We start from the raw sequence: 22219 nt of genomic DNA, 5'->3' as shown, positions 1-22219 counted from the left end.
CGAATGACCACATTGGACACCGCCACCGACCTGCTGAAGCTGTTGGCCGACACCGACACCGAGCACCGCGGGGACGTGCAGCTCGAAGCGCTGACCCTCGCGGTCGCGGCGGACCTGCCGGTGCTGCTGTGGGGCGAGCCCGGCATCGGCAAGACCGCCGCGCTCAACCAGCTCGCGGCCGCCCTCGACCTGCCCCTGACGACCGTCATCGCGAGCGTCCACGAGCCCTCCGACTTCTCCGGCCTTCCGGTGCTGGGCGAGGATCCGGCCGTACAAGGGGTGCCCATGGCTCCTCCCGACTGGGCCGTGCGACTGGTGCGGGCCGGGCACGGACTGCTGTTCCTCGACGAGCTGTCGACCGCGCCGCCCGCCGTGCAGGCCGCCCTGCTGCGCGTGGTCCTCGAACGGCGGGTCGGGGCGCTGACCCTGCCGCCGGGCGTGCGGATCGTGGCCGCCGCCAACCCGCGCTCGTCCGCGGCCGACGGCTGGGAGCTCAGCGCGCCGCTCGCGAACCGGTTCGTGCACCTGCAGTGGACGTTCGAGCACGACGTCGTCGTCCGCGGCCTCGGCGGCGTCTGGCCCTGCGCGCAGCTGCCGGAGCTCGACGCCGGCCGGCTCCCCGAGGCGGTCGCCTACGCGCGGCGGGCGGTCTGCGCCCTGCTCGCGGCCCGCCCCCGCCTCGTGCACCAGCTGCCGTCGACCGAGGCCCGCCGCGGCGGGGCGTGGCCGTCGCCGCGCACGTGGGACATGGCCCTGCGCCTGCTCGCGTTCGCCACCGCCGCCGGCACGTCCCGCGAGGTGCTGTCCCTCCTCGTGCGCGGGGCGGTCGGCGACGGGCCGGGCCTGGAGCTGCTGGCCAGCCTCGACCGCCTCGACCTGCCCGACCCCGAGGAGCTTCTCAACGACCCTGCCGCGGTTGTACTGCCTGATCGTGGCGACCTGCGCCAGGCCGTCCTCGACGCCGTCGTCGACGCGGTCCGGCACCGCCGCACGCGGGAGCGCTGGGACGCGGCGTGGGCGGTGCTCGCCGCCGCCCTGGACACCGGCGCGCCCGACCTCGTGGTGGTGCCGGCCCAGACCCTGGCCGCCCTGCGCGAGGAGGCGTGGGAGCTGCCCGCGTCCATCGAACGCCTCGCCGGTGTCGTGGCCGTCTCCCTCGCGGCGGCCCGCTGATGGACGTCGAGAAGCTGTACTCCGCGCGCCTGCTCGCCACCCGCGCCCGCCCGTACCTCGCGAGCGCCCTGTTCGCGCTGCACCCCGTCGAGTCGCGACTGGTGCCGACGATGGGCGTGGACCAGTACTGGCGCTGCTATGTGAACCCGGCCTTCGTCGACGCCACACCGCTGGCGGACCTCGCCGCGGTCTGGGTGCACGAGGTCTCGCACCTGCTGCGCGACCACCACGGCCGCGGCGACCGCCTCGCCACCCGCGAGGGGCTCGACGGCCCGGGCGAGCGGCTGCGGATGAACATCGCCGCCGACTGCGAGATCAACGACGACGCGTTCGGCGACGGCCTGCCGAGGCCCGAGGGCGCGTTGCACCCGGCGGTGCTCGGCCTTCCGGGCGGGCAGCTCATGGAGGAGTACCTGCCGCAGTTCCGCCTCGGCGCCCGCACCCAGGACCACGTGTGGCTGGACTGCGGCAGCGGCGCCGACGGCCTGCCCCGCCCGTGGGACCTCGGCCCCGACGGCGCCGCCGGCCTCACCCCGCAGGAGCGCGACGCCGTACGGTTCCGGGTCAGCCAGGCCATCCGCGGCAAACCCGGCACCGCCCCGGCCGGTTGGGCCCGCTGGGCCGACGCCGCCTTCCACCCGCCGCAGCCGTGGCGGCAGCTCCTCGGCGCGGCCGTGCGCAGCGCCGCGTCGGCGGGCGGGTCGGGCGACGACTACACGTACGGCCGCCCGGCCCGCCGCGGCGCCGCCCTGCCCGGCGTCATCCTGCCGAGCCTGCGCCGCCGCCCGCCGAACGTCACCGTCATCATCGACACCTCCGGCTCGGTCAGCGACGCCGAGCTGGGCGCGGCCCTGCTGGAGGTCGCGGCGATCGGCCACGCCGTCGGCGGCCGCCGCGACCTGGTGCGCGTCATGTCCTGCGACGCGGCCGCGCACGTGGCCGTTCCGCTCTGCCGGGGCGAGGGAATCCCGCTGCTGGGCGGCGGCGGGACCGACCTGCGGGAGGGCTTCACCCGCGCGCTGCGCCGCAACCCGCGGCCGGACGTGGTGGTGGTCCTGACCGACGGCCAGACCCCGTGGCCGTCGCACCGCCCGCCGTGCCGGACGGTGGTGGGCCTGTTCCCGCGGGCCGTGCAGCCGTCCTGGGACGAGGACGACCCCGACTACGAACCGGACCGCCTGCCGGACTGGGCCAAGGTCGTCACCATCGGCTGAGCGTTACCGTCGTGCCATGCGCGTGTTGACGTGGAACCTGTGGTGGCGGTTCGGTGACTGGCGGGCCCGGCAGGACGCGATCCTGGCCGTGCTGCGCGCCGAACGGCCGGACGTGTGCGGGCTGCAGGAGGTGTGGGCCGAGCCGTCGCGCAACCAGGCGGCGGTGCTGGCGGCGGAGCTGGACATGCACTGGGCGTGGTCGCCGTCGCCGCAGGCCCACCTCTGGCAGCGCCGCACCGGCGAGCACGACGTGGGCGCGGGCAACGCGGTGCTGAGCCGGTGGCCGATCGGCGCCTCGGCCATCGCCGCGCTGCCGGGCGGCGACGGGCGCACCGTGCTGCACGCCCGCGTCGACGCCCCGGCCGGGCCGGTGCCGTTCTTCACCACCCACCTGCACTCGCCGCCGGCCGGATCGGCGGTGCGGGTCGGGCAGGTCGCGGCGATGGCCCGGTTCGTCGCCCGGCACACCGGGGCCGAGCACCCGGCGGTGGTCACCGGCGACTGCAACGCCGAACCGGACTCGGACGAACTGCGCCTGCTCGGCGGGCGGCTGACCGCGCCGGCCGCGGAGGGGCAGGTCCTCGTGGATGCCTGGCGCTTCACTTCCGGCGCCGATCCCGGATACACGTGGGACGCGCGCAACCCACACACGCGCGCCTTCGGGCTGCCGTCCTCGCGCATCGACTATGTGCTCGTGGGATTGCCGCGCGGCACCCGCGGTACCGTCAAACGGGCCTATGTCTGCGGAAACGTGCCCGTCGGCGGGGTCTGGCCGTCCGACCACGCCGCCGTGGCCGCCGACCTCAAAGACTGAGCGCGGCCCGCACGGCGGCGGCGGGTGCGGTGAGCGAGCCGTGCACGAGGTCGGTGCGGTGGATCAGGCGGGGCTCGGTGACCGGGACGCCGCGCAGATCCGGGGTCAGGGCGGTGCCCGGCAGCAGCGCCAGTCCCGCGCCGGCCGCGATCAAGCCCAAACACAACGCCGCATCGGTACCGGGATATGCCATGCCGCCCCGGAAGCCCTCCGCCCGCGCGAGGGCGCGAAGCTGGTCGAGGGGCGTGGCGACCTGCGGCGCGTCGAGCCAGACGGCGTCGGCGAGGTCGGCCAGGCGCAGCCCGCGGCGGCTCGCCAGGGGGTGCCCGGCCGGCAGCGCCACCACGGCCGGCCGCTCGGCGACGACCACAGTGGACAGCTGCCCCGCGTCCGGCAGCGGCAGCGGATCGCTCGGCGCGGTCACCCCGTCGACCAGCCCGAGGTCCAGCTCCCCGACGGCCACCCCGGTCGCGACCGCGTCCCGCCCGGCGACGCGCAGCGTGAACGTGACCCGCGGCATCGCCCGCTGCACACCGACCAGCGCGACCGTGTCCACTCCGGACAGTGGCGTCGCCCCCAGCACCACGGCGGCGGGCGGCGGCCCCGACAACCGCGCGACGTCCGCGCGGGCGGCGGCCAGGCGCAGCAGAATCGGCCCGGTGTGCTCGAGCAGCCGCGCCCCCGCATCGGTGAGCCCGACCGGCCGCCGCCGCAACAGCACCGCGCCGACGTCCTGCTCCAGCGCCGCGATCTGCTGCGACACCGCCGACTGGGTGTACCCGAGCTCGTCCGCGGCCGCCGAGAACGATCCGAGCCGCGCCACGGCCGCGAAGGTCCGCAGCAGGTGAGGGTCCATGAGATCAGTGTTCCTTATGCCGGTACCGCAAACAGTCGTTGGACTTATCACCGCCGCTCACGGCACGCTCAAGGCATGACGACGACCCGAACCGCCCGCGTCGCGCTCGTCGGCGACCGCTCCGAACACGTCCGCTCCCACACGCGCATCCCGGCCCTCATCGAGGTCCTGCGCGAGCAGCACGGCCTGGCCCTGGACGCGTACTGGATCCCGTCCGAGGAGGCCGCCGACCCCGCCCTGGCCGGATTCGACGGGATCTGGCTGGTGCCGGGCTCGCCGTACCGCTCGGAGGCGGGCGCCCTGGCCGCCGTCCGCACCGCCCGCGAACACGGCATCGCGTTCCTGGGCACCTGCGGCGGCTTCCAGCACCTGATGCTGGAGATCGCCCGCGACGTGGCCGGCCTGCCCGACGCCGCCCACGCCGAGAACGACCCGGCCGGCGCCCACCCGCTCATCGTCCCGCTGGCCTGCTCCCTGGTCGGCCGTGAGGGCGCCGTCAACCTGCGCCGGGGCACGCTGGCCGAGCGCATCTTCGGCGTCGAGCGCTCGGTCGAGCGCTACCACTGCGCGTACGGCCTGGACCGCGCCTACCTGCCCGCCCTGGAGGCCCACGGCCTGCACTTCACCGGCCACGACGACGACGGCGAGGTCCGCGTGGCCGAACTGGCCGGCCACCCGTTCATGCTCGGCACCCTGTTCCAGCCGGAACTGGCGGGCGACGGCACGCGCGTCCACCCGGTCATCCGCGCCTTCGCGGAGGCCTCGGTGTCGGTCGCTACTCCAGCAGCGTAGCGCCGCGCAGGATCAGCGGGCTCCACGCCGCCGCCCCGCGCTTGCCGTGCCGCGGATCGACGGCGATGAAGCGCGCCCCACCGGCCCGGGTGACCGTGTGCCGGGCCGCCCAGTCCACTGTGGACCGGTCGCGCAGGTGCTCCCGGCAGCGCCACACCGTCCGGTCCCAGTCGACGATCGACGAGTGCACGTGCACCTGGGAGAACGGCATCGGCGGCCCGACTTCCTCCAGCCACCCCGGATACAGGTTCGTGCCCGCCTCCGTCCACAACGGACCGTCATCGGCCCACAGCAACGGCTCCGGCCGCGTGTTCAGCAGCGCGGCCGCGGTGCCCGCGGTGACCGGATCCCCCAGCTCACCCCACGCCCGCCGGCTCAGCCCGGCGTGCGTGACGAGCAACTCCTCACCCTCGCTCGTCCGCACCGCCGCCGCCACCCGCAACCGGTCCCGCAACCACCAACCGCGCAGCAGCGCCGCGTCCCCGTCGGCGAGGCGCTCGGGCCAGAACGGCTGGAGCTCCTTCCCCACGTACTGCGCGTCGTGGTTGCCCACCAGCTGCACCCACCGCCCGCCCGCGAGCCGATCGCCCACATAGGACAGCACCCCGGAGCTGTCCGGCCCGCGGTCGACGAGATCCCCCACCTGCACCACGACGGTGGCGGGGTCGTCGAGCGCGTCAACCGCCGCGGCGAGCTGCTCCAGGCACCCGCCCACGTCCCCGATGATCGCAACCGTCGCCATCGCCGGGCGGTCACTTTGCTTTCGGGACGTTGGCCAGGGCGGTGCGGCCGATGCGGGCCATGATCTCGTCGAGTTCGAGGGCGTTGAAGCGGTCGTGGTTGTACCCGTGGAACGTCAGCGTGAGATACGTGTCCTGGTCGAGGCACCACAGCCCGGCGTCCGCGTTCTCGCCGGACGGGTCGACCTTGTGCCCGGCGTACGCGCGCTGGCCGCACTCGACCGGCAGGCGGGACAGGCCGGCCGTCGGGGCGCCCTCGAACTTCGTCGGGGCGGCCGTGCTCACCTCGACGTAGAGGCGCAGGCGCGAGCCGGTCGGCGCCGAGCTGCGCGAATCATGCGCGAACGTGAAGTCGCAGACGCCGGTGGTGCCCTTCTCCGCCTTCTCGAGCGCCCCGCCGAGGTCGGTGCCGAACGCGTCCTTGCCCAGCAGCGCGCACGGGTCCTTGGGCTGCCGATGCGAAAGGTCCGTCGGCAGGACGTCCGGCAGCCCGGTCTGCACGATGTACGCCGCCACGCTCCCGCCGATCACGCACAGCGCCAGCAACCCGCCGACGATCGCCACGAGCACCCCGGTGCGCGGCCGGAACGGCGCCGGCGCGGCCGGCGGCTGATATCCGGCCGGCGGCTGCTGCACACCGCCCGGCGGGAACTGCGCTCCCGGAACCCCAGGCTGACCATACGGCTGGTACGGGTCGTACTGCGGCGACGTCACGCCAGGAGTATGTCAGGCGGCCCCGCGACCGTCGCCCCGTCGAACGATCAACCGGCCCGCCAGCCGTTCGAGCCGTGGTCCAGCGACTTCGGGAACGCGGCCGCGACGAGGGCCAGCAGCGCCCGATCGCGCCCGGGCGGGGCGATCAGCGCGATGCCGGCCGGCGGATCGGCGCCGGTGGGGACGGAAACGCTCGGCAGCCCGTACGCGCTCGCCGGCACCGAGCACCGCAGGATCGACCGGCGCCACGCGTCGCGCCCCTCCAGCCCCAGCGCACGGGGGTGGCCCGGGCCGCCGGCGGGCAGCACCAGCCACGCGTCGTCGCCGAGCAGCGCGAGCAGTTCGGCGCGGCGGTCCGCGAGGTACGCCCGGGCCGAAGCCTCCTCCTCCGCGCTCACGTGCGAGCCGAACCGGAAGCGCGCCTCGACCTCCGCGGCCAGGGCGCGCGGATGCGACTCCACCCAGGCCCCGTGCAGGCGCCAGGCCTCGGCCGACTGCACCCGGCGGAACGCGAGCAGCAGCGGATCGGGATCGTCCCAGGTGGACAGCGTCGCCGACGTGACGGGCAGTCCGAGGATTCCGGCCGATTCGGCGGTACCCCCGAAAGCCACCAACCGGCGCGGCCCCTCCGCCGATCCCGGCGGCAGCAGCACGTCCCCGACGGCCGCGAGGGTCGGCGCGTCGCGGGTGATCCAGCCGACCGTGTCGAACGACGGCGCGAGCGGCATCACCCCGTCGACCGGCACCACGCCGTGCGTCGGGCGCATGCCGAACAGGCCGCAACACGACGCCGGTACGCGCACCGAACCGCTCGTGTCCGTGCCCAGCCCCACATCGGCGTGCCCGGTCGCGACCGCGGAGGCCGGCCCGCTGGAGGAGCCGCCGGTCACCAGCCCGGGCGCGGCCGGATTGGGCGGCGCACCATAGTGGACGTTCGCGCCGGAGAGCGAGTACGCGAACTCGTCGGTGTGCGCGATGCCCTGCACCACCGCGCCCGCCGCGCGCAGCCGGGCCACCGCCGGCGCGTCCTCGGCGGACGGCAGCGCCTCGGCGAGCCAGACCGGATTTCCGCCCCCGACGGCGAACCCGGTGACGGCGAACAGATCCTTGACCGCGAGCCGCTTCCCGTCGAGCACTCCGCGCCCCGTCGCATGGGCCAGCGGCATGCCCTTGACCCGCCACACACTGGGGTCAGCTGTCACGTTGAGCAGGGTACTGCCGAATGCGCCTCCCGCACCCCTCCCAAATCCGCGGACCGCTTCCTAGGAACCTAGCTCAGGCGCCTCGGCCAGGGCCCGCAACCGTTTCAGCAACGCCATTTCGAGCTCCTCCGGCAATTGGAAGAAACCCGCCGACGTGTACAGGCGGTGCTGCGCATTGGCACGGTACGAGAGCGGCACCGGTTGTTTTTCCCGCACGCGCACGGCACCGATGATGTCCTCGTTGGGCACGGTTCCGGCCGGGTCCGGCGTGCGCGCGTCGAGAATGTAGAGCCACCCGTCGCCGATCCCGGCCGCCTGTTCACGCACGGCCGGGACGCCGAACACATCGTCGCCGATCGTTTCGTGCAGGAAACGCACAAAGACCGGATTCTCCTCGAAGTGGTCCGGCGGCATCCCGTCGAGCCCGGCGACCCCCAGCGCGAGCAGGCCGAAGACCGCCTCGGTGCACAATCCGTGCGCGAACACCTCGTCCGGGGTGAGCGGCGACACGAGGTGCCGGATGCGCTCACCGAGCGTCACCTCATAGACGAACGGCGCACGGACCATTCCCGCCACGGTACGGGAATATCGCCGCCCGATCCCGTGTTGACCTTGATCTGTGAGTGAACTTCCGCTTTCCGTACTCGATGTCGCACCCGTCGCCGTCAACGGCTCGACCGGGGAGGCGCTGCGGAACACCACCGAGCTCGCCCGGCGTGTCGAGGCGCTGGGGTACCGGCGGTTCTGGGTCGCCGAACATCACAACATGCCGGCCATCGCGAGCTCCTCGCCAGCGGTCCTGCTGGCGCACCTCGCCGCGGCCACCACCACGATCCGCGTCGGCTCCGGCGGCGTCATGCTGCCCAATCACGCTCCGTTGGTCGTCGCCGAGCAGTTCGGCACCCTGGAGGCGCTGCACCCCGGCCGCATCGACCTGGGCATCGGGCGGGCGCCGGGCACCGACCAGTACACCGCGCTCGCGCTGCGCCGCACCATGGAGGGCCTGTCGGCGGAGAATTTCCCGGAGGAACTGCAGGATCTGATCGCCTATTTCGAGGGCGGCAACCGGATCCTCGCCTCGCCGGGAAAGGACTCCAAGCCCGACGTCTGGCTGCTCGGTTCGAGCGGTTTCAGCGCGCAATTGGCCGGCCTGCTCGGCCTGCCGTTCGCATTCGCGCACCATTTCAGTTCGCAGAACACATTGCCGGCCCTCGCGTTGTACCGGCAGAACTTCCGCCCCTCGCAATGGCTCACCGAGCCGTACGCGATGGTCGCGGTGAGCGCGATCGCCGCCGAGACCGACGAGGAGGCGGAGTTCCTGTCGGGGCCGAGCGCGCTGTCGTTCCTGCGTCTGCGCTCGGGCCGCCCGGAACCGCTCGCCACCCCGGAGGAGGCGGCGGCCTATCCGTACAGCGACCGCGAACGCGAGTTCGTCCTCTCCCGCCGCGACGGCCAGGCCCTCGGCTCGCCGTCCACGGTGCGCCGGCAGCTCACCGACCTGCTCGCGGCGACCCAGGCGGACGAGTTCATGCTGACCTGCATGGTGTACGACATCGACGCCCGCGCCCGCTCCTTCGAACTCATCCGCAAGGAAGTCGCGCCCGCGCTGACGAAATAACGCCGCTTTCCGCGCGGCCACCGGCATCTTTTCCGGTGCGCCGCGCGGACTGTTCGCGCCCCGTTCCCTGGAATACATCGACGGGCCTGGCCGGAGCCGGTAGCGTCACGCGATTGACGACGAGTCGCCGGATGGCGTGGGCCGCGAACTTCGGCGAAGATGGCGGACGATCTTGCCGGTCGAGTGAGGTGGGGGCGTGTGAACAACAAGACCTGGGTGCGGCTTCGGCCTGTGGTCGAGGGCGACCTGGCCATGTTCCGCCGGTTCGCGACCGAGCCGGGGCTGGCCGGTCCCGCCTGGACCGGATACCAGGAGCCGAACGGGCCGGCGCGGCGCTTCGCGCTCGACGGGTACCTCGGCGGCGAGGACGGCCGGCTCATGGTCGAGGCGGACGAGACCGCGGCCGGGTTCGTGCAGTGGTTCGCGATCGGGTCGGGGATGGCGCAGTACTGGGGAATCGGCATTGTCCTGCTGCCCGAGTGGCGCGGCCGCGGCGTCGGCTGGCGCGCCCAGACCCTGCTCTGCGACCACCTGTTCGCGGCCACCCCGACCCAGCGGATCGAGGCGCGGGTCCAGCCCGAGAACATCGCCGAGCAGAAGGCCCTGGAGAAGGTCGGCTTCCTGAGCGAGGGCATCCTGCGCTCGGCCGAGTTCCGCGAGGGGGCCTGGCGCGACGTCCTCGTGTACGGCCGGCTGCGCGGCGACCGGTGACCGTCTACAAGATCCTGCTCCCCGCTGAGTGGGCCGCGTTCGAACAGGCCGGCTCGTTCGCGGGCTCCCCGCTGGACCTCGGCGACGGGTACGTGCACCTGTCGACGGCGCAGCAGGTCCACCGCACGGCGACGCGCTACTTCGCCGGCGTTCCCGAGCTCGTCGTCCTCTCGGTCGCCGACGAGCCGCTGGGCGCGGCGCTCAAGTGGGAAACGAACGAGCACGGGACGTTCCCGCACCTCTACGCCCCGCTGCCGATGGCCGTCGTGACCAAGGTCCGGCGCGTCACCGACGTCGCCGAGCTGGAGCGGCTGACCGACTGACGGTCGAGCGCGAATGCGCGAAGTGTGACGAACGGGCCACGCGGGTATGGTCCACGCATGCCAGACGCGCCGCCGGTGTTCCTCGTCATGGGTGTGGCCGGCACGGGCAAGACCACCGTCGGGGCGATGCTGGCCGGGCGGCTGCACTGGACGTACGCCGAGGCCGACGACTTCCACCCGCCCGCCAACGTCGAGAAGATGGCGAGCGGCATCCCGCTCACCGACGACGACCGCGGGCCCTGGCTCGATCGCATCGGGGAGTGGATCGACGAGCGCGCCGCGGCCGGTGAGTCCGGGGTCGTCACGTGCTCCGGCCTCAAGCGCGCGTACCGCGAGCGGCTGCGCCACGGCCGGCCGCAGGTTCGCCTGGTGTTCCTCGAAGGTTCCCGCGAGTTGATCACGCGCCGGCTCGCGGCCCGGCATGGGCACTTCATGCGCGTGGAAATGCTCGACAGCCAGTTCGCCGATCTGGAGCCGCCGGAGCCCGACGAGGGCGTGACCGAAGTGTCGGTCGAGCCGCCGCCGAACGAGATCGTGGACGCGATCCTGCGCGCGCACCCCGACGTGTGAGCCGACTGCCGGGCCCCGTCCGGGAGGAGGAGCCCGATGCACTGGACGTTGCACGACACGACGCTGGTCATCTGGACGGTGGTCGCGATCGCGGTGGTGGTCGTGCTGATCACACGGTACAAAATCCATCCGTTCTTGTCGTTGATCCTCGGCAGCGCCGTGGTGGGCCTCGGAGCCGGGCTCGGCGCCGCGAAGTCCATCAGCAGTTTTGAATCCGGCTTCGGTACCACCCTTGGCGGCGTCGGCATCCTCGTCGCGCTCGGCACGATCCTCGGCAAGCTGCTCGCCGATTCGGGCGGCGCCGATCAGGTCGTCGACACGATCGTCGGCAAATCGGGCAAGGCCCGGCTCCCGTGGGCGATGGCCCTGATCGCGATGATCATCGGCATCCCGCTGTTCTTCGAGGTCGGCGTGGTCCTGATCATCCCCGTGATCTTCCTGGTGGCCCGCCGCGCGCAGACGTCGATCGTGCGCGTCGGCATCCCCGCCCTGGCCGGCCTGTCCGTCATGCACGGCCTGGTCCCGCCGCACCCGGGCCCGCTCATCGCGATCAACGCCCTGCACGCCGACCTGGGCCAGACCCTCGCCTTCGGCCTGATCGTCGCGATCCCGACGGTGATCGTCTCCGGCCCCCTGTACGGCATGTGGATCGCCCGCTTCGTCAACCCCGAACCCCCCGCCCGTCTGGTCGCCGAGTTCGAGCGCGCGTCGACCCGCACCGCCGGGGAAGCGGCCGCCGACGGCTCCCCCGCCGACGCCGCACCCGAGGCGCAGGCCTCACCTGGGGTCGAGCCGCCCACGACCACCCGCCCCGGTTTCCTCCTGACCCTGATCACGGTGCTGCTCCCGGTGGCCCTCATGCTCGGCCGCGCGATCGCGGACATCGCCACCGACGACAAGAACAACCCGGCCCGCAAGATCTTCGACTCGATCGGCGACCCGTTCGTAGCCCTCCTCCTGGCCGTACTCCTGGCCATGTTCACCTTCGGCTACCTGCGCGGCTTCTCCCGAGTCCAGGTCAGCGACATGATCGCCGCCAGCCTCCTGCCCATCGCCGGCATCGTCTTCATCATCGGCGCGGGCGGCGGCTTCAAACAGATCCTGGTCGCCATCGGCATCGGCGACGCCATCGGCAAGGCCGCCGCGGCCAGCGGCATCTCGGCCCTGCTGCTGGGCTGGCTGATCGCGGTCGGCATCCGCCTGGCCACCGGCTCCGCCACAGTCGCGACGGTGACCGCCGCCGGCCTGATGGCCCCGCTGATGGCCCAGCTGCCGGGCACGAACACGGCCTTGCTGGCGCTGGCGATCGGTTCGGGCTCGCTGTTCCTGTCCCACGTCAACGACGCCGGCTTCTGGCTGGTGAAGGAGTACTTCGGGATGACCGTGGGCCAGACCTTCAAGACCTGGTCGGCCATGGAGACCATCATTTCCGTGGTGTCGATCGCCCTCATCATGCTGCTGAGCGTCTTCGTCTGAACCTCCGCCACCGTCAGCGGGGTCATGCCGGGCGCCTCGCACTCGCACGCTGCCCGCTCCTGGGCCGCTTGCCGATCGGCTGGGCGCTGCTCGGGTACCTTCGGGGCGGCAGCGGCGGGAGCGAACAGTCCGCGACGAGGCGAGCAGACCGAAGCGCAGGAACCAGCAGAGCGGATCGCGGTTGTCGCCGGCCGCAACGACGGCTTGGAGCGCCGTGGTTGTGCCGGAACAAACCGGCTCCACCAGGACGGCAAGAGTTGACCCGCCGAAGGGCCGGCGCAAGACCGAAAGCAGTGACTGACTGTAGGTCGCTACTGATATCCCGCTGACCGGTAGTTGCGCCTCAGCGCGTTGTTTGCGGCATCAGCGCGTACCCGATCACGGCATCGAGATACTTCTGCGCCGTGGCAGCGTCATGGACGCTGGGGTGGAGCGTATGGTCTGGGCGGATCGTGCGAGAAGTCGTAGACGTTGATGCCGGCTAGCCGGTACCGCTCCCAGCCGTCGGCACTGCTGTCGTGCTGCGAGAGCTGTATGTGTTCATCGATAGTTACGAGGCAGGACGTGGCTTCAGCGAGGACGCCTTCAATTTCGTCCGGCGCGGCCAACATGCGCATGATCAGCGAGGCTCGGGTCAGAACATGTTCGTGGCGAACGAGTTTCGCCACGAGGCAGCGGCGGGAGAACCCAACGCCAGGATCCCGCCCGACCGGAATCTGAGGCGAATCTTGCTGGCCGCCTCGGTCCAGTACCAAATCGCGTCGTTGAGCAGGCGAAGTCGATGCTTATGAGTCAGATCTGGTGATGACGTTGCGAACCGGGCGACCGCGAGCGCCGACCTGAAATGTGCATCATCTTCGGGGTGCGGCTGCCAGAGCACCAGATACGGCGGGACGGTGGCCACATCGAAACCCTATGCGGCAACGTCCACAGCCGTGCGCTCGGGCCGAGCGGTGGGAAGAGCGCGCTCGGCGGCATGTCCGTAAACCCGATCAAGGGATTCCGTCAGATTGGTGGAGGCGTAACCGGACGCCGCGACCATCGCGTCGGTCACCGTGCGTTTCCGGCGTGGGAGTGGCCGGGGTCCGCCGCAGTATGGATCTGCGCTGGCGATTTCTTGATGACCGTCATGATGGTGGGATCTGTCGGCCGGTGAGTCCGGTTCGGTTGGCTCTGATGGGTCGGTATCTGATCACCCGGAAAGGGCCCGCCTTCCGGCCATGGTCGCGTGCGGACCGGGTGGAGTTGCGGCGAAGCCGTTGTTGATCGCGGTGCGACTCCATACTGTGCGTGCCGTGGCGGACGTGCGGCTTGGCATCGACTACGGCACCTCCAACACGGTCGCGGTGCTGCAGCGCGAGGAAGGCCCGAGCCGGGCCCTCCTGTTCGACGGGACGCCGCTGCTGCCGTCGGCCGTGTTCGCGGGCGACGTGGGGCTGCTCGTCGGACGGGACGCCGAGCGTGCCGCGCGGACCGACCCGGCGCGCTTCGAAGGCAATCCGAAGCAACGCATTGACGAGCTTGAGGTGTTGCTCGGCAAGGAAGTACACGAGGTGACGGCGCTGATCGCTGCGGTGCTGGACAGGGTCGTTGGCGAGGCCCAACGGGTCGTCGGACGCCCGGTGCCGGCGATCACCATCACGCACCCGGTCTCATGGGGGCCAGCGCGGCGCAAGGTACTCCTCGACGCAGCCAGGCGGGCCGGGCTGGCGGTCCCTGTGCTCGTACCCGAACCAGTCGCGGCGGCCGCGTACTTCACCGCTGTCCTGCGCAACGAGGTCGCCGTCGGGCAGAGCCTAGTGGTGTACGACCTCGGCGCCGGCACGTTCGACGTCAGCGTCGTCTCGCGCACTGAGTCCGGCTTCGAGACACTGGCCTACCGTGGGCTCGAGGACGTCGGCGGCCTGGACCTCGACGAACTTGTCGTACGGCACGTCGGCGAGCAGTTGGCGACATCCGCACCCGAGGCATGGCGGCGACTGTCCGACCCAGCCACGGCACAGGACCGGCGTCACCGCATGCAGCTGTGGCAGGACGCTCGCGAGGCGCGGGAGGCGCTTTCACGCGCACCGTCGGCCACACTGTTCATACCGAGCGCAGATCAGGACGTACTAATCACCCGGCAGGAATTCGAGCAGGCCGCGACCGCGCTGCTGCAGACTACCGTCGACACCGCCATGGCCGCGGTCCGCGAGGCCCGGGTGCGGTCGGAGACACTCGCCGGCTGGTTCCTGGTCGGCGGGGCGACTCGTACCCCGCTCATCGCGACAATGCTGCTGCGCGCCACCCGCCAGGCTCCGACGATCCTGGAAGAGCCGCAACTGGTGGTCGCAGACGGCGCCGTGCACGTCACGGCGGGCTCGATCGACACGGCGGTGAGCCGGCCGTCAACACCAGCGTCCACGCCGACCCCAACCATGCCGCAGCAGCCCGCACCGCCTCAGCTCACGCCGGTCGTGGCCCCGTCACAACAACCAGCACCCGTCGTGCGCCCTCCAGCCGCGTCGCCGTACCCGGCAACGCCAACGTCATACGCGCCGCCGCCCCCTGCCTCGCCGCCACGACCAGTCCTGCCTGCATACGTGCCCTCGCGGGTGGTGCCCAGGCAGACGCCAGCCGCATTGAGCCCCCGGGCCGCCGAGGTCGACGACGACCCGGCGACCGCGGAGCAGCGGCGCCGCAATGCACCCCTTGGCCGCCGCCCGCGCGAACTCGCAGCCATCGCGTTTGGCTGCGTTGCGTTGATCTCGACCACCATCGCGTTTCCGTTAATGGGCGCAGCGCTGCTACCCGTGCTCGGCTACCGGCTCTACCGCCTGTCGAGAAGCGGTCGAGGCTGGATCGACGCCCCGACCGCCGCACTGCTCATCGCCGTTCCCGGCCTTGCGGGTCTGGGCAGCGGCAATGTGTATTTGGCCGGGCTCTCGTTGTTCGGGCCGGTAGCCGGGCTCCTGTGGCTGCGCCGCATGGTAGACGACCGCGCAGACTGACCCGCTGCGCTCGACGCCAGATCGTTGCCCCCTCCAAGGCGACAGACCGAGCGCGCTCTGATAGCGGCAGCATGCACGAAAACGTAGTCAAGCGCCACGTGTTGGCGACCGCCGCTACCAGCATCGGGCACCTGCAGCCAGCTTGTGGCGCCCAGGGATACCGACCTGTTTGGGCGTCAACGCATCAACGACGGCAATGTGCGGAAGTTTTGCTGCGGATGGCGGCACGCTATCGCCATATTCCGGGGACCCTTTCGCGGTACGTCGTTCGATGGCTGTCGTGGTCTGCTGGGTGCCGCGAAGCGCGCCGTTTGGGGGCGTTGGTGCCGCTGCGCATTCTGCAATGCTGCTGGCATCTCTATGGAGGTGCTGTATGCCAAGCGGTCACCCAACGTTGCTAAGGTATTGGCGCGTCTCGCTGTTCGTATGGATCGCGTTGCTTCTCGGGCTTGCGAGCGCCTGCCGGGCCGGGCAGTCGGCCGGAGACACTGATGTACCCGCGACGGCAGCGGACAAGTCAGACGTCGTCCCATTCGATCCGTGCCAGTCGCTGACGGCCGCGGACGTGACGGCGGCGTTGCCAACGGTCAGCGTCACGCCAGTGCCCGAACCGATGACCGGGCCCGGCATGTTGACTGCATCAGGTCCTGACGTGACCGCGAGCCGCTGTGTCTACGACCTCGGTACGAGCGGCGTGATCAGCGCCGCCGCCGGGCAGTATCCGAGCGCCGACGAAACGCATACTGCGTACCAGCTTAATCGCGCGGACGTCCTGCACGTCGAGCCGGCTGGGCAAAAAACTGAGGACGTCAACGGGCTCGGTGACGAGGCGTTGCTCGCCGTCAACGATCTAGGTGGAACGATTATCGTCAGAGCTGGACGTGGCTATATCTTCGTCAGTTGGATCGGCGACGCTATCCCGTCGGCCGCCGGCCGCATGCTGGGCACCACAATGGCAGGCCGAATACCTGGAGCGTTGCGCGCGCAAGGCAAGGGGGATCCGCAGCGCTCGTTGGCGTCGGCATGCTCTTGGCTCGACTCGAAGACGCTGGCCGCGGTGTTTGGCGATGCACATCGCGGCATGGACACTGCGATCCAGCTTCCCGCCACTTCCGCCTCAGCTCGACCGTCGGCTGCGTTGCCGTTCCAGAATGCGGGGTGCACGTGGGCGCGCCGCGGGGGAACGTTGCTGGCCGAGGTTAAGGCCGTCACAGGTATGGCGGGAGCCGCAGACCACGAGTCAGCTATCGACGGTGTGTACTCCGGGTGGACGATTGGCCGATCTGTCGGCGACCGCACAATGGTGGTTACGCTCCGCGGCGACGGCGCGACGGTCGAGATTGCGCGAATGCTTTCAGATGCCGCGATCGCCGGAGCCGAGCGATCCGGCTGGGCCGCGCTGCGCTAGGAAAACCTGATTCGATCGTCATCGCCACATTCAGTACGGTATTTGACCAGCCATTGCGAGTACTGTCGCTGGCGAACGCTCCCGGACCGCATGAACCGCGCACCATCAGCCAGATCCGAAAGCCCGGTCAAGAACGCTGCCGCGGAGCACCCCGCTCCCACCAGTCGCCAGGTGGCTGCGCTCTAATGACCTCTGCGGCGATCTCCACCGGACCGTAGTTGCAGTACTTCCAGAGCTCCTTCGCCGCTCGCGAGTACTGGAACAGCACACGGTCAACGTTGAAGGTGTCGAGTTCTCCAGCACGGTAGCGGCCGACAGCCTCACCGACGCGGGCGACAAGCTCGCCCAACGCTGCCTCCTGGTATGCAGCCACCACCTCGCTCGCCGCCCGTCGCAACGCCTTATCAGACACGGACACGAGCCTAACCAGCACCGCGGCGCACGCACCCTACCAGCCGAGACCGCCCGGATCGCGGCATGAGAGTAAACCAAGATCGCTTTACACGGGCCGGCGCCCACATATCACGGCATGTCCGCGCACTCGATTGAGGCACTCAGGTAGGCGGTCGCACTTGATCGGCCCAGATGATTAAGCGATTGGCGGCCCAGCTTGCGCTCGGACCGCACACTTGCGGTACAGCGACTGACTTGAGGAGGAACCACATGGCCCGCGATGTCGACTACCTCAAGCACCTTCTCGAACTCGAATATGAACACTCGCGGCTGGCAATCGATAAGTTTGACGACTACCGCGCAAGACTGAAAGGCTGGATGATCACGGCAAGCGCCGGCATTGCGGCTGTTGCGTTTAGTGCGCGCACGTCGTCGATATTCTGGGCGGGCGCGCTAATGGTCATTCTCTTTGGGGTGTCTGAGTTGCTGTACATCGACATCCAGGAGGACGCCATCGCACGCAACCGTGAGCTGGAAGTACTGCTCGACTCCTTAAGTCGAGAAACGGTCGGACCGGAGCACGAGACGTATAAGTTTGGTCTTGGCAAGGTATTCGGAGGCGGACGCCTTCTAAAGTGGAAGAGCGTTCGATCCTGGATCGGCTACCGCACCTTCAATCCATTCCTATACGGGTCCCTGCTCTTCTTGATGCTGGCCGCAGCCTCGTTGCGCCGATTTAACGCGAGGCAGGCATGCTCGTATCCGCTCATCGGCATGACGGCGCACGGACGGCCGCCGAGCCCAAACTACGCGCAGGACCTGCGACTGGCTCCGTTCGATCTTGCGGGGCAAATATGGCTGTCCTGGTGGGTCTGGTTCGTCGGTCATAACCAGCGCCGCGACTGCAACGGCGGTGGTCGCGAGAATGAGCAGAGCCGTGCTGCGCCTTCGGATCAACCCGGCTCCACCTTGAGCAGAACGGCGTGAAAGTCGCTTGCACGCGGCAGGCCCGTTTGTGCGGGGTCGCGGTCAGTGAGTGCCGCAAGCGCGCATGAAGGCGTGCACCCTGTCCACCGTCGTCTTGCGGACGCGGCCGAGGTCGGTCCTCGACGGATCGGAGCGTTCGTTGTAGGCCTCCAGGTACCAGGTAACCAGCGCTCGTACTTCGATCAGGGCGGTTCGGCCACACGCCGGAGCCGCCCTGCGTCATCTGGCGGTTCATGAAGCGGCGGCGTGCCGCCCTTCGTACGTCGCTGCGGGTGCCACCACGTTGCAGGCGGCGACACGGAACGCCACACCGGCCGCCTCGCACTCGCACGCTGCCCGCTCCTGGGACGCCTCCCAATCGGCTAGGCGCTGCTCGGGTGCCTTCCGGGCGGGCAATGGCGGGAGCGCGCAGACCGCGACGAGGGAGAGCAGGCCGAAGAACAGGCCAAGCAGGAGCCAGCCAAGTGGATCGCGGTTCTTGCCGGCCGCAACGACGGCTTGGAGCGCCGCGACTGCAACGCTGATGGTCGCGAAATGAGTAGAGCCACGCTGCGCCATCGGATCGACCGGCTCAACCTTGAGCAGAAGCGTGCGCCGGGGAACCTCCGCGCCGGAAAACTTCGGGTGCGCTGGATACTGCGAGGTCGCCGAACTACGCAGGCGAGAGGGCGCTCGCACGACCGTGGAGCGTGCGGCGCCGTTCGGAACCGCCGTCGAGCGGACGGCGTGAGAGCCGCTTGCACCGGGCAGGCCGGCCGATTGACGGCTTCGCGGGTCGCGGTCAGCGGGTGCCGTAGGCGCGCATGAAGGCGTGCACCCCATCCACCATCGTCCGGCGTACGCGGTCGAGGTCGGTGCGCGACGGATCCGGTTGTTCGTTGTAGGCCAGCAGGATCGTCAGCGCCGCGAAGTGGTCCGCGGCTCGGCGGGGGTTGTCGGTGTCCAGCAAGCCTGCCGCGGTGAACTGGGTGATCAGCTCGATCAGAGCCTTCTCCGGTACCGCCGTCGCCAGGTCATCGTCCGTGCCCGGCGTCTGCCAGCGTTGCTGGGCGACCAGCGCGAAAACGGCCGCGTAGTCCGCCGTCCCCAGCATCGTGGTGCCGATGTCGATCGCGAGGGCGGTGAGCGCGGACTCCAGCTGTGGCACCGTCGCGATGCCCGCGGCGCCGTCGGGCAGGTGGGTGTCGAGGGCTCGCTGCATCGACGCGGCCAGGGACTCGGCGGCGTCGGCGAGGATGGCGAGGAACAGGCGGCGTTTGTCGCCGAAGTACTCGTACACCGTGGCCTTGGAGACCTTGGCCTGCGCGGACACGGCGTCCATGCTCACGCGGTCCACGCCCTGGTCAACGAAGAGCTCGCGGGCGGCGGTGAGGATGGCTCGGCGCTTGGCCTGGGTGCTCTCGCGCACCCGATCACCCTACCGGACCGGCTTCTCAAACTGAACTGAACCGTTTAGTTTAGTTGGCATGACGTATGACATAGCCGGGAGCGCGTGATGCCGCAGGCGCCGGCCGTGATCGGGGACCTTGCGGCGTCGATGTTGGGGCGGACGGCGACCGTGCTCGAAGTGAGCAGGCCGGCTCCCGGATTTCTGGAACTGGCGTTGCGGTGCGCGGCGCCGCCAGGTGGCTGGCAGCCGGGGCACGAGGTGCAGTTCCGGGTCACGCCGACGCAGGGCCGCCGGTACACGGTGCGGACCGTCGACGGGGAGCGCATCGGGCTGCTGATCGCGAACGCGGCCGGCGGGCCCGGATCGGCGTTCATGCGTGCGCTGCGGCCCGGGACGGAGACGACGGTGCTGACCGGGCGGCACCGGCCGATGCGGGAGCCGGGGACGCGGCGGCTGTACCTCGGCGACGGATCGGCGCTGGGCACCATCGATGCCCTGGCGGGTCCCGGGGCGGTCGTGGTCGTGGCGGTCGGTGGCGATGCGGTCGCACCCCTGGCGCGCCGCTTCCAGGGGTACCACTTCGGGCCGCACGCATGGCGGGAGCACCTCGGCGACAGTTTCGACGGCGCGGTGCTGCTCGGGCACGCGCAGACGGTGCAGGTGCAGCGGAAGGCCCTGATCGAGGGTGGCATCCTCCCTCGCCGGGCCGTCGCCGTGCGGGCCTACTGGGCGGACGGGAAGACCGGGCTCTAAGTGCGGTTACTCGAACAGGGAGCCGCGCCCGCCGCCCTCGCGGGAGCGGGCTCGGCGGCGCAGTTCGACGATCACCGAGTCGACCAGGGCGGTCGCGGCCAGCACGAACAGGATCACGGCCAGCCAGGTGAGGCCGGCCGCCAAGGAGAGGGCGCCCAGCACGGCGCTGGTGAAGAAGCCGAAGACGGCCAGGAGCAGGCGGAGGTTGAGGGCGGAGTACGGGTGCCCGACAGTGCCACGGGCGCCGCGAGGCTGGGCGCGCATCACGGGAGCGTCATCCCTTCATCTGGGTGATCTTGTCCTTGAGGATGGTGGTGGCGATCGCGGCGCGGTGGGGCTGGCCGTGCAGGAAGGCCTCGGCGAAGCGCACCGCCTGCTGGTACGTCACCTTCGCCGGCATCGGCGGCTCGTTCGCGTCCACCGCCACGTCGACGATCGCGGGGCCGTCGAAGGCGAGCGCCTCGCGGAGGGTGTCCTCCAGGGCGCCGGGCGAGGTGACCTTGGCGCCGTAGCCGCCGCAGCCGCGGGCCCAGGCGGCGTAGTCGGGGGCGGGGTCGCCGAAGCGGACGCCGTACTCGGGGAAGCCGAGCACCATCTGCTCCCAGACGATCATGCCGAGGGCGTTGTTGTTGTTGATGACCACCTTGACCGGCAGGCGGTAGCGGGCGGCGGTGTGGAACTCGGCCATGAGCATCGCGAAACCGCCGTCGCCGACGTAGGCGATGCACTGGCGGCCGGGGTACTCGTGCTGCAGCGAGATCGCGTACGGCAGGCCCGGCGCCATCGAGGCGAGCGTGCCGGACAGGTAGAACTCGCGCCGGCCGGTGATCTGGAAGTGCCGGGCCGCCCAGGTCGCCACGGTGCCGGAGTCGCAGCACAGGATCGCGTCGGAGGCGGCGACCCGGTCCATCGCCGCGGCCAGGTACTGCGGGGCGATCGGGTCACGCTCGGCGTTCTCGATCGCGGCGAGGCGCTTGCGCCAGTCGGCCATCTGCTCCTGGTACCGGCGAAGGTGTTTGCGGTCCTGACGCCGCTTCAACCTGGGCAGCAGCGACTCGAGGGTCGCCGCGGCGTCGCCGACGAGGGGGACGTCGGTCGGGATGCGGGTGCCGGCGCGGGTCGCCTCGGCGTCGATCTGCACGACGTGGGCCTGGCCGGGCTCGGGCAGGAACTTGGTGTAGGGGAAGTTTGTGCCGATCATGAGCAGGGCGTCACACTCGGCCATGAGGTCCTCGCTGGGCGCGGTGCCGAGCAGGCCCAGGCCGCCGAGGCAGAACTCGGAGTCGTCGGGCACCACCATCTTGCCCATGAGCGACTTGACGATCGGCGCGCCGAGCACGTCCGCGGTGAGCTCGACCAGGGCCCCGGCGCCGCGCGCACCCACGCCGGCCAGGATCGCCGGGCGCTCGGCCACGTTGAGCAGGTCGGCCGCGGCCTGCAGGTCGTCGTCGGCCGGGCGGACCGGCGGGTGCACCCACACCGGCGAGGTCGCGGGCTCGCGCACCGGCCCGACATCCTCATACGGGTTGTCGCCGGCCGTGGCCACCTGCACGTCGTTCGGCACGGTCAGGTGGGCCACCCCGCGGCGGGCGAGGGCGGTCCGCACGGCGATGTCCACGAGCGTCGGGACCTGCGCGGGGTTCACGATCGGCTCGTTGTATTCGGCCACGTCCTCGAAGAGCCGATCCAGGTGTACTTCCTGCTGGTACGCCGTCCCCAGCACGCCCGACTCCTGCATGCCGGTGATCGCCAGGACCGGAGCGTGGTCCAGCTTCGCGTCGTACAGTCCGTTGGCGAGGTGGATGCCACCCGGGCCGGACGTGGCCAGGCACACTCCCAGCCGCCCCGTCGCCTTGGCGTGCGCGACGGCCATGAACGCGGCCGCCTCCTCGTGGTGCACGAGGACGAACCGCACCCGGTCGGCGTTGCGGCGCAGACCCTCCATGAGCCCGTTGATGCCGTCGCCCGGCAGCCCGAAGACGGTGTCGACGCCCCAGGCGGCCAGTCGCGCGATGATCGCCTCACCTACGGTTTGCTTCGCCATATTGCAGCCTTTGCCCGAACCGCCGAGTCAAAACATCCGGGCGATGATCCG

The 22219-nt window shown here is 70.8% G+C and carries 24 protein-coding genes; 13 read left to right on the top strand and 11 right to left on the bottom strand.

All coding sequences use genetic code 11. The features are described 5' to 3' along the window. Positions 1-3 precede the first annotated feature (3 nt). Genes ACQP00_RS11290 through ACQP00_RS11280 form a run of 3 tightly spaced genes read left to right on the top strand, consistent with a single transcriptional unit; the run spans position 4 to position 3201 of the window. Complete coding sequence (locus ACQP00_RS11290) at positions 4-1173, top strand: AAA family ATPase (RefSeq protein ID WP_433218009.1); 1170 nt, start codon at positions 4-6, stop codon at positions 1171-1173. Beyond that, positions 1173-2387: a vWA domain-containing protein gene (locus tag ACQP00_RS11285; protein ID WP_433218007.1), complete on the top strand. Its 1215-nt coding sequence runs from the start codon at positions 1173-1175 to the stop codon at positions 2385-2387. Before ACQP00_RS11290 ends, ACQP00_RS11285 begins: the two co-directional genes overlap by 1 nt. A gap of 16 nt (positions 2388-2403) precedes the next feature. Continuing rightward, the gene (locus tag ACQP00_RS11280; RefSeq protein WP_433218005.1) at positions 2404-3201 is read left to right on the top strand and encodes an endonuclease/exonuclease/phosphatase family protein; all 798 of its coding nucleotides are present in this window, start codon (positions 2404-2406) and stop codon (positions 3199-3201) included. On the opposite strand, the gene ACQP00_RS11275 is transcribed toward ACQP00_RS11280, so the two are convergent. After that, positions 3191-4057: a LysR family transcriptional regulator gene (locus ACQP00_RS11275; RefSeq protein ID WP_433218003.1), complete on the bottom strand. Its 867-nt coding sequence runs from the start codon at positions 4055-4057 to the stop codon at positions 3191-3193. The genes ACQP00_RS11280 and ACQP00_RS11275 overlap by 11 nt on opposite strands. A 75-nt stretch (positions 4058-4132) precedes the next feature. On the opposite strand from ACQP00_RS11275, the gene ACQP00_RS11270 reads away from it, so the two are divergent. Beyond that, positions 4133-4849 (top strand): CTP synthase C-terminal region-related (seleno)protein, encoded by a 717-nt coding sequence (locus ACQP00_RS11270; RefSeq protein ID WP_433218001.1) that lies wholly within the window; start codon positions 4133-4135, stop codon positions 4847-4849. Here ACQP00_RS11270 and ACQP00_RS11265 read toward each other — a convergent pair. From ACQP00_RS11265 to ACQP00_RS11250, 4 genes are read right to left on the bottom strand one after another with little or no spacing between them, the layout of a single operon-like run. Next, on the bottom strand, positions 4833-5591 hold the full coding sequence (locus tag ACQP00_RS11265; RefSeq protein WP_433217999.1) for a metallophosphoesterase: 759 nt from the start codon (positions 5589-5591) through the stop codon (positions 4833-4835). The two genes, ACQP00_RS11270 and ACQP00_RS11265, sit on opposite strands and share 17 nt — an antisense overlap. Before the next feature lie 10 nt (positions 5592-5601). Next, on the bottom strand, positions 5602-6303 hold the full coding sequence (locus ACQP00_RS11260) for a hypothetical protein (RefSeq protein WP_433217997.1): 702 nt from the start codon (positions 6301-6303) through the stop codon (positions 5602-5604). A 47-nt stretch (positions 6304-6350) separates the two neighbouring features. Further along, complete coding sequence (locus ACQP00_RS11255; RefSeq protein ID WP_433217995.1) at positions 6351-7505, bottom strand: amidase family protein; 1155 nt, start codon at positions 7503-7505, stop codon at positions 6351-6353. Between the two features lie 60 nt (positions 7506-7565). Next, positions 7566-8072: a hypothetical protein gene (locus tag ACQP00_RS11250; RefSeq protein ID WP_433217993.1), complete on the bottom strand. Its 507-nt coding sequence runs from the start codon at positions 8070-8072 to the stop codon at positions 7566-7568. 52 nt (positions 8073-8124) lie between these two features. Between ACQP00_RS11250 and ACQP00_RS11245 the strand changes: the two genes are divergently transcribed. From ACQP00_RS11245 to ACQP00_RS11225, 5 genes are all read left to right on the top strand, one after another. Further along, the gene (locus ACQP00_RS11245) at positions 8125-9123 is read left to right on the top strand and encodes an LLM class flavin-dependent oxidoreductase (protein WP_433217992.1); all 999 of its coding nucleotides are present in this window, start codon (positions 8125-8127) and stop codon (positions 9121-9123) included. Between the two features lie 198 nt (positions 9124-9321). Then, a complete protein-coding gene (locus tag ACQP00_RS11240) occupies positions 9322-9834 on the top strand; it encodes a GNAT family N-acetyltransferase (protein ID WP_433058608.1) in 513 nt (170 codons plus the stop codon). Next, a complete protein-coding gene (locus ACQP00_RS11235) occupies positions 9831-10157 on the top strand; it encodes a DUF952 domain-containing protein (protein WP_433217990.1) in 327 nt (108 codons plus the stop codon). Before ACQP00_RS11240 ends, ACQP00_RS11235 begins: the two co-directional genes overlap by 4 nt. Before the next feature lie 57 nt (positions 10158-10214). Then, positions 10215-10727, top strand: coding sequence for a gluconokinase (locus tag ACQP00_RS11230; RefSeq protein ID WP_433217988.1), 513 nt, complete (start codon positions 10215-10217; stop codon positions 10725-10727). A 36-nt stretch (positions 10728-10763) separates the two neighbouring features. Continuing rightward, complete coding sequence (locus ACQP00_RS11225) at positions 10764-12203, top strand: SLC13 family permease (RefSeq protein ID WP_433217986.1); 1440 nt, start codon at positions 10764-10766, stop codon at positions 12201-12203. Between the two features lie 634 nt (positions 12204-12837). Here ACQP00_RS11225 and ACQP00_RS11220 read toward each other — a convergent pair. After that, positions 12838-13107 carry a hypothetical protein gene (locus ACQP00_RS11220; protein ID WP_433217984.1) on the bottom strand — a complete coding sequence of 90 codons (270 nt, stop codon included), beginning with the start codon at positions 13105-13107 and terminating at the stop codon, positions 12838-12840. 391 nt (positions 13108-13498) lie between these two features. Here ACQP00_RS11220 and ACQP00_RS11215 point away from each other — a divergent pair, with 391 nt between their 5' ends. Beyond that, positions 13499-15193 (top strand): Hsp70 family protein, encoded by a 1695-nt coding sequence (locus ACQP00_RS11215; RefSeq protein ID WP_433217982.1) that lies wholly within the window; start codon positions 13499-13501, stop codon positions 15191-15193. 373 nt (positions 15194-15566) lie between these two features. Next, complete coding sequence (locus ACQP00_RS11210) at positions 15567-16601, top strand: hypothetical protein (RefSeq protein ID WP_433217980.1); 1035 nt, start codon at positions 15567-15569, stop codon at positions 16599-16601. 127 nt (positions 16602-16728) lie between these two features. Here ACQP00_RS11210 and ACQP00_RS11205 read toward each other — a convergent pair whose 3' ends face one another. Continuing rightward, on the bottom strand, positions 16729-17013 hold the full coding sequence (locus tag ACQP00_RS11205; protein WP_433217978.1) for a hypothetical protein: 285 nt from the start codon (positions 17011-17013) through the stop codon (positions 16729-16731). Between the two features lie 251 nt (positions 17014-17264). Between ACQP00_RS11205 and ACQP00_RS11200 the strand changes: the two genes are divergently transcribed. Next, on the top strand, positions 17265-17981 hold the full coding sequence (locus tag ACQP00_RS11200; RefSeq protein ID WP_433217976.1) for a hypothetical protein: 717 nt from the start codon (positions 17265-17267) through the stop codon (positions 17979-17981). Between the two features lie 231 nt (positions 17982-18212). On the opposite strand, the gene ACQP00_RS11195 is transcribed toward ACQP00_RS11200, so the two are convergent. Next, the gene (locus ACQP00_RS11195) at positions 18213-18659 is read right to left on the bottom strand and encodes a hypothetical protein (RefSeq protein ID WP_433217974.1); all 447 of its coding nucleotides are present in this window, start codon (positions 18657-18659) and stop codon (positions 18213-18215) included. A gap of 103 nt (positions 18660-18762) precedes the next feature. After that, positions 18763-19389 carry a TetR/AcrR family transcriptional regulator gene (locus ACQP00_RS11190; protein ID WP_433217972.1) on the bottom strand — a complete coding sequence of 209 codons (627 nt, stop codon included), beginning with the start codon at positions 19387-19389 and terminating at the stop codon, positions 18763-18765. A gap of 159 nt (positions 19390-19548) precedes the next feature. Here ACQP00_RS11190 and ACQP00_RS11185 point away from each other — a divergent pair, with 159 nt between their 5' ends. After that, complete coding sequence (locus ACQP00_RS11185; RefSeq protein WP_433217971.1) at positions 19549-20124, top strand: hypothetical protein; 576 nt, start codon at positions 19549-19551, stop codon at positions 20122-20124. A 6-nt stretch (positions 20125-20130) separates the two neighbouring features. Here the strand turns inward: ACQP00_RS11185 and ACQP00_RS11180 are convergent, their stop codons facing one another. Together ACQP00_RS11180 and ACQP00_RS11175 are read right to left on the bottom strand one after the other, a co-directional pair. Then, entirely contained in the window at positions 20131-20391 is a 261-nt protein-coding gene (locus ACQP00_RS11180) for a hypothetical protein (protein ID WP_433217969.1), read from the bottom strand. A gap of 7 nt (positions 20392-20398) precedes the next feature. Further along, on the bottom strand, positions 20399-22168 hold the full coding sequence (locus ACQP00_RS11175) for a thiamine pyrophosphate-dependent enzyme (RefSeq protein ID WP_433217967.1): 1770 nt from the start codon (positions 22166-22168) through the stop codon (positions 20399-20401). Positions 22169-22219: the final 51 nt, after the last annotated feature.

The sequence above is a fragment of the Dactylosporangium sp. CS-047395 genome (assembly GCF_050942185.1).
Lineage (GTDB): Bacteria > Actinomycetota > Actinomycetes > Mycobacteriales > Micromonosporaceae > Dactylosporangium.
The sequence above is the reverse complement of the archived record's forward strand: the minus strand, read 5'-3'. Positions and strand labels throughout refer to the sequence as shown.